This is a genomic window from Psychrobacter sp. BI730 (genome assembly GCF_013414195.1).
Classification (GTDB): Bacteria; Pseudomonadota; Gammaproteobacteria; order Pseudomonadales; family Moraxellaceae; genus Psychrobacter.
This window is the reverse complement of the sequence record NZ_JAATTV010000009.1, coordinates 133584-144627: the sequence shown is the minus strand read 5'-3', so window position 1 is coordinate 144627 and position 11044 is coordinate 133584. Positions and strand designations below refer to the sequence as shown.

Annotated in this window: 10 protein-coding genes; 6 read left to right on the top strand and 4 right to left on the bottom strand. The window is 43.5% G+C overall.

Translation table 11 applies throughout. The annotated features are described in order from the left end of the window. The first annotated feature begins 162 nt into the window (after window positions 1-162). Entirely contained in the window at window positions 163-1671 is a 1509-nt protein-coding gene (locus HCZ91_RS08840; protein WP_165598281.1) for an alanine/glycine:cation symporter family protein, read from the top strand. A gap of 135 nt (window positions 1672-1806) precedes the next feature. Here the strand turns inward: HCZ91_RS08840 and gltS are convergent, their stop codons facing one another. The 4 genes from gltS to HCZ91_RS08820 form a co-directional block, all read right to left on the bottom strand. Continuing rightward, complete coding sequence (gltS, locus tag HCZ91_RS08835; protein WP_057758303.1) at window positions 1807-3081, bottom strand: sodium/glutamate symporter; 1275 nt, start codon at window positions 3079-3081, stop codon at window positions 1807-1809. A gap of 136 nt (window positions 3082-3217) precedes the next feature. Continuing rightward, on the bottom strand, window positions 3218-3637 hold the full coding sequence (locus HCZ91_RS08830) for a barstar family protein (RefSeq protein WP_257020021.1): 420 nt from the start codon (window positions 3635-3637) through the stop codon (window positions 3218-3220). 1 nt (window position 3638) lies between these two features. After that, window positions 3639-4391 carry a ribonuclease domain-containing protein gene (locus tag HCZ91_RS08825; RefSeq protein WP_179799078.1) on the bottom strand — a complete coding sequence of 251 codons (753 nt, stop codon included), beginning with the start codon at window positions 4389-4391 and terminating at the stop codon, window positions 3639-3641. Between the two features lie 121 nt (window positions 4392-4512). Continuing rightward, window positions 4513-5814, bottom strand: coding sequence for a glutamate-5-semialdehyde dehydrogenase (locus tag HCZ91_RS08820; protein WP_179799077.1), 1302 nt, complete (start codon window positions 5812-5814; stop codon window positions 4513-4515). A gap of 431 nt (window positions 5815-6245) precedes the next feature. Here HCZ91_RS08820 and HCZ91_RS08815 point away from each other — a divergent pair, with 431 nt between their 5' ends. From HCZ91_RS08815 to HCZ91_RS08795, 5 genes are all read left to right on the top strand, one after another. Beyond that, on the top strand, window positions 6246-6551 hold the full coding sequence (locus HCZ91_RS08815; RefSeq protein WP_179799076.1) for a hypothetical protein: 306 nt from the start codon (window positions 6246-6248) through the stop codon (window positions 6549-6551). A 348-nt stretch (window positions 6552-6899) separates the two neighbouring features. Continuing rightward, window positions 6900-7697 carry an ATP-binding cassette domain-containing protein gene (locus HCZ91_RS08810; RefSeq protein ID WP_057758311.1) on the top strand — a complete coding sequence of 266 codons (798 nt, stop codon included), beginning with the start codon at window positions 6900-6902 and terminating at the stop codon, window positions 7695-7697. Between the two features lie 342 nt (window positions 7698-8039). Beyond that, entirely contained in the window at window positions 8040-8840 is an 801-nt protein-coding gene (locus HCZ91_RS08805) for a transporter substrate-binding domain-containing protein (protein WP_179799075.1), read from the top strand. A gap of 152 nt (window positions 8841-8992) precedes the next feature. After that, complete coding sequence (locus HCZ91_RS08800; protein WP_102091643.1) at window positions 8993-9889, top strand: transporter substrate-binding domain-containing protein; 897 nt, start codon at window positions 8993-8995, stop codon at window positions 9887-9889. Window positions 9890-9961: 72 nt separating this feature from the next. Continuing rightward, a complete protein-coding gene (locus tag HCZ91_RS08795) occupies window positions 9962-10909 on the top strand; it encodes an ABC transporter substrate-binding protein (RefSeq protein ID WP_179799074.1) in 948 nt (315 codons plus the stop codon). Window positions 10910-11044: the final 135 nt, after the last annotated feature.

The window sequence follows — 11044 nt, the reverse complement described above, 5'->3', positions numbered from 1 at the left end:
TTTGTGTGAGAGCTTAAAGATTAACCGTTCGCTATTTTTTTTGCCATTAATTTGTCGCCAATGTTCAACACGCCCTAGTATCGCTGTAATTGATTGAATAATTATATAAATGTTATTTTCACTAAAGGGATTTACATGAAAAAATAATCTTTAGTCGCAACGATGCTATTACTCAGCACGACTCTTGCGCAAGCAGCAGAACAATCAGGTTTAGCAGCATTTGGAGCAGGTCTCGATGGCTTTATGGCCAATATATTTGGCTGGTTCGTCGACCTTATTTTCTTTTCAGTACCTCTTGGAGACGTCAGCTTCCCCCTCATTGTGGGTTGGTTATTAGTTGCCGCACTCGTATTCACTTTTTACTTTGGATTTATTCAGTTTCGTCAAATAGGCCTGTCTCTAGATATTGTCAGAGGCAAATATACCGATCCAAATCCCGCCAATAAAGAAGAAGGCGAGGTCAGCCATTTTCAAGCCTTAGCTACTGCTCTATCAGGTACCGTTGGTCTTGGTAACATCGCAGGCGTTGGTGCAGCGCTTGCTATTGGTGGACCTGGCGCTACCTTTTGGATGATTATGGTCGGCCTATTCGGTATGGCGACTAAGTTTGTAGAATGTACGCTAGGTGTCAAATACCGTACGGTACTACCATCTGGCGTCGTATCAGGTGGCCCTATGTACTACCTAAGCCGCGGTATGGCTGAACGTGGTATGGGCGGATTAGGTAAGTTCCTGGCTGTTGGTTTTGCACTTATGTGTATATTGGCGACCTTTGGTGCTGGTAACATGTTTCAGGGTAACCAGGCCTTCGCAGTCATGAGCTCTACTTTTAGCATTCCAACGGATTACAGTGTATTCTTTGGTATTGGTTTAGCGTTTTTAGTCGGTATGGTTATCATTGGTGGTATGCCGCGCATCGCAACCGTTACCGAAAAAGTCGTACCCTTTATGGCCTTGTTGTACATTACTATGGCGGTAATCGTACTGATTGCTAACTTTAATCATATTGGCACTGCATTTGGCGAGATTTTCTCGGGTGCCTTCACTGGTGCTGGTGTAGCTGGTGGCTTTATTGGCGCATTGATTCAAGGTTTAAAACGTGCCACTTTCTCTAACGAAGCGGGTGTTGGTTCAGCCGCTATTGCTCACTCAGCAGTAAAAACCAAAGAGCCTGCTACTGAAGGTTTAGTAGCGCTATTAGAGCCTTTCATTGATACGGTTGTTATCTGTACGATGACGGCGCTTGTTATTACTATCTCTGGGGTGAACACTGCCGCAAACTTACAAACCCAAGCGCTTACTGGTGTGGATCTAACCCGTGCAGCCTTTATGGAAACGGCACCTATCTTCCAGTATTTCCTAGCGGTTGCGGTATTGTTATTTGCTTTCTCAACGATGATTTCATGGTCATACTATGGTCTAAAAGCTTGGACTTACCTTTTCGGTGAAGGTAAAGGCGGCGAGATGATATACAAACTTATCTTCTTAATCTTCGTTGTTATCGGTACTATCGTACAGTTCAGCTTCGTTATCGACTTCTCAGATGCGGCTCTGTTCGCTATGGCTATCTTTAACATCATAGGTCTGTACTTCTTGATGCCAATTGTGAAAAGAGAGGTTAATTCTTTCATAGCGCGTGTGAAAAGTGGTGAAATTAAGAAGTATAAATAATAGGTTCGATTGAACACTCTATTATAACTTGATAATTAAAAAAGCCCGCCAAGATGAGTCTTGGCGGGCTTTTCGATGGCTGGTATTTGTTATTTGCTAGATAGCTGTTAAGTTCTGATCTGTAACAGCATCAGCCTACATAAACGGCAGTTTAGTAAAAATCTGCAATATCGTGGCATTGACGATATCAACAAAGAACGCACCTACCATTGGTACAATTAGGAATGCTTTAGGTGAAGGCAAATAGCGATCGGTGACTGCCTGCATATTTGCAATTGCAGTCGGTGTCGCACCCATACCAAAACCACAATGCCCCGCTGATAATACAGCCGCGTCGTAGTCTTTACCCATAATTTTAAAAGTAATCAGGTACACGTAGATAATCATAATGATGGTCTGTACGACCAATATGACTAGCACAGGGCCTGCCAAATCGGTCAATTGCCACAGTTTTAATGATAACAATGCCATCGCCAAAAATAGACTTAAAGACGCATTACCAAGTACATCAATTGAGCGGTCAAACATATCAAAATTGAAGACCATCGTTAGCACATTGCGAATGATAACACCACCTGCCAATGCCCATACGAAAGTAGGCAGCTCAAACCATGTACCTTCAGCAACGATGGCCATCACATCGGCAAAAGCCAAAGCACCTGCGAATAGTGCCAAGGTTTCGATAGTAGAAGAAGCGGTGATAAAGCGCATGCTATCAGGCCTTTCAAAGATATCTTTATTACTACCTGCAGACTCCTCATCGTGTTTGGTACTATATAACGACTGTGCACCAGCAACTTTTTCGATATCGCTAGGATCAGGGTTGGCTGGCGTTGGTTTTAGGCCAAGTCGGTTAATCAAGCGACGGGCAACAGGACCACCAACGATACCACCCGCGACCAAACCATAAGTAGCAACCGCGATACCAAGCGTCGTCGCACCGACCACACCATAGTCTTGTTCTAACGTAATGCCCCAAGCGCCTGCTGTACCATGACCACCTGTTAGAGCGATAGAACCTGTCACCAGACCGAGCAAAGGATCAAGTCCCAATGCACTTGCCATGGCCACACCCACGACGTCCTGCAATACAATAAACACTGAAACAACGATAGTAAAAATCAATAATGGTGTGCCGCCTGCTTTTAGTCTACTAAAATCAGCGCTCAGACCGATGGATGCAAAGAACATCAACATGGTGGCGGTCTGTAGTCCTTGATGAAAGTTGAAACTATATCCCCAAACCATATTGAGAGCATAGACAACAATCGCCGCGACCAGACCACCAGCAACCGGTTCTGGAATATTAAAATCTTCTAAAAACTTGACTCGTCGCACCAAAAACCGCCCAAGTAGCAGCACTAAGGTGGCCAATATCAGGGTGTAATAACCGTTTAAGGTAATCTCCATAGGTTAATCCTTTCTGTAAAGTAAATTAACCTGAATTCGGGATAAATATGGCTTTATCTCGAATTCAGGTTTCTATGATGACGAATAATTATCGGTGACTATCGGCGGTCAAGCTTGCAATATAGGCTTTCAACGACTAACTTTCTAACTTATAAGCTTCATCCTCAGATGGCACGATGATCCACAATTGTGGTTTGCCAAATTCTCTAAAGGCATCCTCAATGATGCTTTTAAAGACATTGAAGTCCTCAGTATTTATCCTTTTGACGTCTGTTAAATCAAGCCTTAAATGAACTGCCTCACTGTCTGTTAGACAATCCCATGCACTGTCCCAGTTGTGTGAAAAATAACTAGGAAAGTCACAGGCCTTGGCCAAACTCGTCAATAACTCAGTTTTCTCGAGCGTGTCACCTACGGCTATAGTAACAGCCTGCGCAGGAATGCTAGTACCCAGTGCTGTACCGTTTTGGTTAATGTGGTTTTGATTAATATGGCTTTGATTAACGTAGTGGATTGCTTGGTTTATACTGTCTCGATTCATATCAGCTTTTTTCATATTAAGGCACCTGTAGTCTTTGGAAGCTATCATAATGGTCGACAGTCAAGTAATAGACGGTAGGCGGATTACCACCTGTGACGATACGCCGTGCGCCGCGATGAGAGACACCAGGGGTGGGTACGGTATATTCGCGGTAGTAGCCTTGTGACTGAGCGGGTAGTCTGCCTTCACGGTTATAAAACGTCGTACCATCTTTATTTGGATACGGAAAAGGGCCGCCTTGCTGAATAAGCGCAATCGTGTTATCGACCTGTGCATCACCTGTTATACCAGCAGTAATGGTTTGGCTCGTATTATTAGTGACGTCCTGCGATACCGTTGTCGACTCGATGCTATCAGCAAACAATGTCGAATTTAAATCGCCAAAGAAATAGAAAGCGACGGCGATGATAGCGATAAGGCTAAATAGCGTAGAGCCTAAGCTTCTTTTATTTGGTCTGCCGTTTTGACTGCTACGATTTGAGTTACGAGTGCGTTGATTGCTATTTCTATTAGCATTAGTAGGGGTATAGCTTGGAATATCTGATGCAGTATCTTGGTCAAGGCTCAACGAAGACGAGGTCACTTCAGTGGCTCTCAATTGATTTTTGTCGTTACGGGCACTGTTAAAGTAGACACTTTGACCAACTGTTATAGGCTTCGCCAGTCTTGCTTTGCTAATATGAAAGAACATATCTTCATTTTGATTGTCTACATCGATAAAGCCATAGCCTTTATCTTCGTTCCAGTGCTTAATCTTGCCACTTTGCATGGTCGTACCGCTCCCTATAATTTAAATGCCTTAACTAAAATACTTATGATTCAAACGAAGAAACGCCAGCATAATTGCTGACGTTTCTGATTACTCGTTTTGATAGTCGATGCTAGTATGATTAAGCACGGGTTTCGCCATGACCATAAACGATCCATTTTTGCGACGTCAGACCTTCGAGACCGACAGGGCCACGGGCATGGATTTTGTCCGTTGAGATACCAATTTCAGCACCGAGACCGTATTCAAAACCATCAGCAAAACGGCTAGAAGCGTTAATCATAACGCTGGCTGAGTCCACTTCACGGATGAAGCGTTGCGATTTGGTATAGTTGTCAGTGATGATAACATCGGTATGATGGCTACCGTGCGTATTGATATGCTCAATGGCTTCGTCAATACCTGCGACCACTTTTACCGCTAGGATAGGAGCTAAATATTCAGTATCCCAATCCTCAGCCGTGGCAGCGGATAAATGACCTTCAAGCTTAGCGTTTTCATTTAGGATAGCTTGTGATTTGTCATCAAGACGTAGTTGCATTGCATCATCAGCAGCGACGATGGCCTCTGCTATTTTAGACAATAGCTCATCTGCGACTGTTTCATCGACCAGTAGCGTCTCCATCGTGTTACAAGTGCCGTAGCGATGTGTTTTGGCATTGACACTGACCTTAATCGCAATCTCAGGATCCGCATCACTATCGATAAAGGTATGGCAGTTGCCGTCTAGATGCTTGATTACAGGTACTTTGGCATCGTTGCTGATACGCGCAATCAGACCTTTACCACCACGTGGCACGATGACATCGACATATTCAGTCATGGTGATCAGCTCACCAACGGCTGCACGATCGGTCGTTTGTAGCACTTGCACGCTATGTTCCGATAGATCAGTATGGCTAAGACCTTTAATGATACATTTGGCAATGGCTTGGTTAGATTCAAATGCCTCAGAACCACCGCGCAAGATAATAGCATTGCCTGATTTGAGTGCCAGTGAGGCAGCCTCCAATGTTACGTTAGGGCGCGACTCATAAATCATACCGACCACACCAAGTGGCACCCGCATTTTGCCCAAATGAATCCCTGATGGCTGATAGGTCATGTCAGTGACTTCACCGATTGGGTCAGGAAGGCCAGCGACATCTTTAAGACCTTGTAGCATACCGCTAAATCGTGCTTCGTTCAGCTCCAAGCGGTCGAGGAGTGCGCTATCAAGATTGTTTTTTTGGCCGTTGTCCATATCGATTTTATTAGCTGCCAAGATGTCTTGTTTGGCATTGACCAGCTCATCATGAATGGCCAATAGTGCTGAGTTTTTATCGCCAGTGTTGGCAGCAGCTAGCGCACGAGAAGCAGCTCGTGCTTGCTTGCCGACAGACTGCATATAGGTCGTAATATCCGTAGTATTCGATTGACTCATAAATTATTTTCCTTATGTGATACAAGTTTTTTATAACTAAAAGCGCCCAATTTTATATAGGTAAAAGTACCTAAAAAGGCGAAAAATGTCGCAAAAAAAGAAGTTTTGAATGCCTACTTAGATAGCGGTAGGTCATTATGCTATTTAACATAGAGCAGATTGAGACGATAGTAAAGATGATTTTGTGAACAGAATCCGCTTTGCAACGCTCTTGTAAGGGCTTATTCAAAGTAATATTGTTCATGCTAAGCGGTATTTATTTAAGATAGGCGCGTTATCAGTACTACACTATATCTTTACGTGTTTTTAACAGAATTGCGTTGTAAATACTAAGGTAGCCGCGAGATATCCTCAGTATAGTAAGCATTAAAACAGCAAGGCTATCAGTAGATAGTACTTAATCTTATTATGATGAGTGATGGAGAATGAACATGGCTACGAAAAATACAACTTACAAAAATTGGTTAACGGTTGGTTTGGTAGCAGGTGCTCTAGCATTAGGCGCTTGTAGCAAAAAAGATGATACACCGATGGAAACTGAAGCTGACACTACTGTAGACGCTCAAACCTCTGTAGAAGAAAGTGCAACAGCGAGCGACAATGACGATGTTGCCGTTGCTAGTGCCGATGATGAGGGTATGGACGTTACCAATAACGATGATGTGGCAGTGGCGACAGCAGAAGATGCGGATATGATGGACGGCACTGAAGACTCAGAGCATGTATCGACGTACTAATCGCATACTATAGAATGTACTAGCGACATATTAAATGTACTAAGCACATACTATAAATAGGCAGTTATCAGATAACACAACGTCTCGTATTCTAAAGTGATAAAATAAAGCCCAGAGCGATAAATGCAGTCTGGGCTTTTTTGTACTCGCAGTTTGTTAGAAGCTGATTAACCCGTTGGTTAAATACAATATTTGCCTTTTTACTGCGTAATAAGAGACAATATGGCATTTTTCTCTTTGCCTCATCAGGCATATTACGATAATGCATCTAGATGCTTGTACTATATATAGATATAGCTCTTATTTTATTCGTGTTTTCACTCATATTTATTGGAAGTCTGCTGAACCATGCTTGATACTGCAAAAAACCCGACTCGGCCTATCGCCCTAGACTTACAAGACATCCATAAAAGCTACGGCTCATTAGAGGTATTAAAAGGGGTATCCCTAACTGCCTATGATGGCGATGTTATCTCTATTTTGGGCTCATCTGGCTCAGGTAAGTCGACGTTGCTGCGTTGTATTAATCTTCTTGAAAACCCCAATCATGGTCGTATCTTGATCGGTAATGAAGAGCTAATGCTAAAACCTGCCAAATCAGGTGAGTTACAAGCAGCAGACGTGAAGCAGCTAGAAAGCTTGCGTGCTCGTGTGGGATTTGTCTTTCAGAACTTTAACCTATGGCCGCATAAAACAATTCTACAAAACATCATCGAAGGGCCAACGCAGGTCTTAAAGATTAAAAAAGACCAAGCGATTAGCGATGCGGAAAAACTGCTTGATAAAGTCGGCCTGCTCGACAAGAAAGATGCTTATCCTGCCAACTTATCTGGTGGTCAGCGTCAGCGTGTTGCTATCGCCCGTGCGCTTGCTATGCAGCCACAAGTCCTATTATTTGACGAACCAACCTCTGCGCTAGATCCTGAACTGGTCAACGAAGTGCTTGCAGTAATGCGAGAGCTAGCGGAAGAGGGTCGTACGATGCTTATCGTTACTCACGAAATGCGCTTTGCCCGTGAAGTATCAAGTAAAGTCGTCTTTTTACATCAAGGTGTGGTCGAAGAAATTGGCACACCTGAACAAGTCTTTGATAACCCTACCTCTGAGCGCGTTAAAGACTTTATGGCATCACATCGTCCTACTTAGTTATTAGTTTTTTGCCTAGTATCATGTCTAATATCATGTCCAATACAGATGGTGGCAACACGCTTGCCACCATTTATCCTGCCAAACGTAAAATCACTATAACGTAACCATTGTTGACTGTTTATTGCCCGATGATAACTATGAGTATGCAAAACGTTTGTTTTTGATATTTTACTCAGGTATTATCAAAAGGTTTATAGGCCGTCATGTCTCGTGGCTGCTTGTTATTCTGCTATCTATATTGCTTGTCTGGCAGGGACGTCAGAGAACAAAATATCAGCACCCTAAGTCAGAAAATCCTGTCAAAAACTTATGTAAAACCCATCAGAATTTAAGGAACGTATGATGTCGAATTCTCGCCTATTGTGGTCATCGATGACCGTTACTGCTGCATTGATGTTGAGCGCTTGTAGCCAACCTGCCGATGAAACAACCGATACCAACGCTGACGCCCCTGCAGCAGAAACCACTGGTAAAACCATTCGTATCGCCACCGAAGGCGCTTACCCTCCATTCAACTACACCAACGCCGACGGCAGCTTGGCAGGTTTTGATATCGATGTTGCCAATGCCTTGTGTGATCAAATGCAAGCCAAGTGTGAAATCGTTGCACAGGATTGGGACGGTATTATCCCAGGTCTATTGGCACAAAAATATGATGCTGTGATTGCAGGTATGTCTATCACCGCTGAGCGTCAAGAAAAAGTTGATTTCAGCGAGCCGTACTTTGCCAATACAATGGTATGGCTAACCAATACGGATGGTGGTTTTGATCCTATGGCGATCAAAGACGCAACGCTTGGTGGTCAACGCTCTACTACGCCAGGTGCTTATCTACAGGATAACTACGAAGGCAAAGAAGGCAACACCGTTCAGTTGTATGACAACTATGACAATGCCTATCTAGATCTAAAATCTGGTCGTAGCGATGCAGTATTGGCTGAAAAAGTTTCTGCCAAATCATGGTTAGCAGAAAACGCAGCGGGCTTCGGTATCGTTGGTGATGAAATTGATAACGATGACAATATTGCCATTGCTGTACGTAAAGGTGACTCACTCAAAGCTGACTTTGACAAAGCATTGAGCGAAATCCGTAGTAACGGTGAGCTTGCACGTCTTGAGCAGATGAACTTTGGTCAATAATGACTCACTGAAGATTTATGCTTAGAACAAATAATGTTTGATGCAAGTAATGCTTAAAACTGGGCATGTTTCAAATAAACAGTGTTTATAAGCATAAATCAGCAAGCAGTGATTGACGATACAGCTGGTAAATATATTAAGGAATAAAACTTATGACAATTTCAATGACATCATCAATGAGCAAAAAAGCATTGTGGCTAGCACCGCTTAGCGCAGCAATGCTAATGCTGGCAGGTTGCAACAATAGCTCAGCACCAGCAGAAAATGCTGAAGCTGATACCGCTACTGAAGCGCCTTTAAATATCAAAATTGCGACAGAATCAAGCTACAAGCCTTTCAGTTACACTGATGCAGATGGCAAGCTGATTGGTTACGAGATTGAGCTGGTTGACGCACTATGTGCACAAATGAAAGCTGAGTGTGAAGTCATCTCTCAAGATTGGGATGGTTTGATTCCAGGGCTTAACGCACAGAAATTTGATGCAGCTATCGCAGGTATGTCGATCACGCCTGAGCGTAAAGAAGTGGTTGATTTCAGTGATCCTTACTTCCATAGCGGTATCATCTTGATCGGTAAAAAAGGTGATGACTTAAGCGTTGAGTCACTAACAGGTCTACCAATTGCCTCACAGCGCTCAACTGTTGCCTCGCAATACCTACAAGACGAGCATGCAGATGCTGATATCAAACTATACGATACGCAAGACAATGCTTATTTAGATCTGACCTCAGGTCGCGTGCGCGGTATGATGTCTGACAAAGTCACAGGTATTGACTGGTTAAAAACAGACGCAGGCAAAGGCTACGAAGTCAAAGGTGAAGAAATCAGCACCAATGATGATGCAATGGGTATTGCTTTCCGTAAAGGCGATCCGTTAATTGCTAAATTCAATGCAGCATTGGCTGAACTAAAAGACAACGGCACCTATGATCAAATCACGGGTAGCTACTTTGGTACTAGCTCAACGGCTGCAGCACAAAAAGCGGTAGCAACAACTGATAGTGTCGAAGAAGTAATGGTCGCTGAAGAAGAAGCGCCAGCTAACTAATACGATATCTAGCAGTTTTACTGCTGTTGTTTAAAGACGTGTTGTTTACTCAAGAAAAAACCAAGGATGATCATGAGCAACCATTGTGCCCCAATCTGTACCACGACTGGCAAATCTAACATTACTGTAGCCAGTCGTCTGTCTATGTCATTGCTCGCACTAGCGACGGCCTTTACCGTTGCTGGCTGTAGCAATAGCCAAGAGAGTGCAGCTGATACCAATCCAGAGGCTACCAAAACAACGGCAGCGTCTACAGGTGATGTATTACGCATCGGTACAGAAGGGGCCTATGCACCTTTTAACTATACCAATGCCGATGGGACACTGGGTGGTTTTGATGTTGAGATAGCAAATGCACTCTGTGCGGATATGCAGGTGACCTGTGAGATTGTAGCGCAGGACTGGGACGGTATTATCCCTGGCCTAAAAGCAGGTAAATACGATGCAATCGTAGCCGCGATGTCCGTTACTCCAGAGCGTTCGCAGCAGGTGAGCTTTACCGATCCGTACTTTAGCAATGCCTTGGTTTTTTTGGCCAAAAAAGACAGCAGCTTTGACCCTAGTAACAACAGCGATATCGACTCGTATTCTATTGCTGCACAGCGTTCAACTATCTCATCGCAGTGGCTAGAAGACACGTATCCAAAAGCCGATATGAAGCTTTATGATACGTTGAGCAATGCGTTTTTGGATCTTGGTTCAAACCGTGTCGATGCGATGATTTCTGATAAGCTGCCTGCGATAGAATGGCTGAGCTCAAATGCTGGTAGCAAATATGCGCTAAAAGGTGATGAGATCGATATCAATGATAACTTTGCCATAGCAGTACGCCCAGGCGATCCGCTACAAGCAAAGATCAATCAGTCTCTTGCTAATATAAAAGCTAATGGTACTTACGATAAAATCAATCAAAAGTACTTTGCGGTGCCAGCGTCTGCAACGAGCACAGTTGATGAAGACGCAAATACAGGCACAGATACAAATACTGCCGACCAACCAGCGACAGAAAACGTTAGTTAATAGCGAATAGCTAATAGTAGTCAAAGACAGCAGTCAAAAAATCGTGTTTTGATCAATAAAAGGATATCGCCTTCATGGTGATGTCCTTTTTTATTTGTCGTTATAGCAACGAATATACATAATAGCCGCCTATCA

Bases quoted from the DNA above. Each gene is read 5' to 3' on its own strand.
- HCZ91_RS08815 (WP_179799076.1), top strand. From the start codon at position 6,246: ATGGCTACGAAAAATACAACTTACAAAAATTGGTTAACGGTTGGTTTG.
- HCZ91_RS08840 (WP_165598281.1), top strand. From the start codon at position 163: ATGCTATTACTCAGCACGACTCTTGCGCAAGCAGCAGAACAATCAGGT.
- HCZ91_RS08805 (WP_179799075.1), top strand. From the start codon at position 8,040: ATGATGTCGAATTCTCGCCTATTGTGGTCATCGATGACCGTTACTGCT.
- HCZ91_RS08810 (WP_057758311.1), top strand. From the start codon at position 6,900: ATGCTTGATACTGCAAAAAACCCGACTCGGCCTATCGCCCTAGACTTA.
- HCZ91_RS08820 (WP_179799077.1), bottom strand. From the start codon at position 5,814: ATGAGTCAATCGAATACTACGGATATTACGACCTATATGCAGTCTGTC.
- HCZ91_RS08825 (WP_179799078.1), bottom strand. From the start codon at position 4,391: ATGCAAAGTGGCAAGATTAAGCACTGGAACGAAGATAAAGGCTATGGC.
- HCZ91_RS08800 (WP_102091643.1), top strand. From the start codon at position 8,993: ATGACAATTTCAATGACATCATCAATGAGCAAAAAAGCATTGTGGCTA.
- HCZ91_RS08830 (WP_257020021.1), bottom strand. From the start codon at position 3,637: ATGAAAAAAGCTGATATGAATCGAGACAGTATAAACCAAGCAATCCAC.
- HCZ91_RS08795 (WP_179799074.1), top strand. From the start codon at position 9,962: ATGAGCAACCATTGTGCCCCAATCTGTACCACGACTGGCAAATCTAAC.
- gltS (WP_057758303.1), bottom strand. From the start codon at position 3,081: ATGGAGATTACCTTAAACGGTTATTACACCCTGATATTGGCCACCTTA.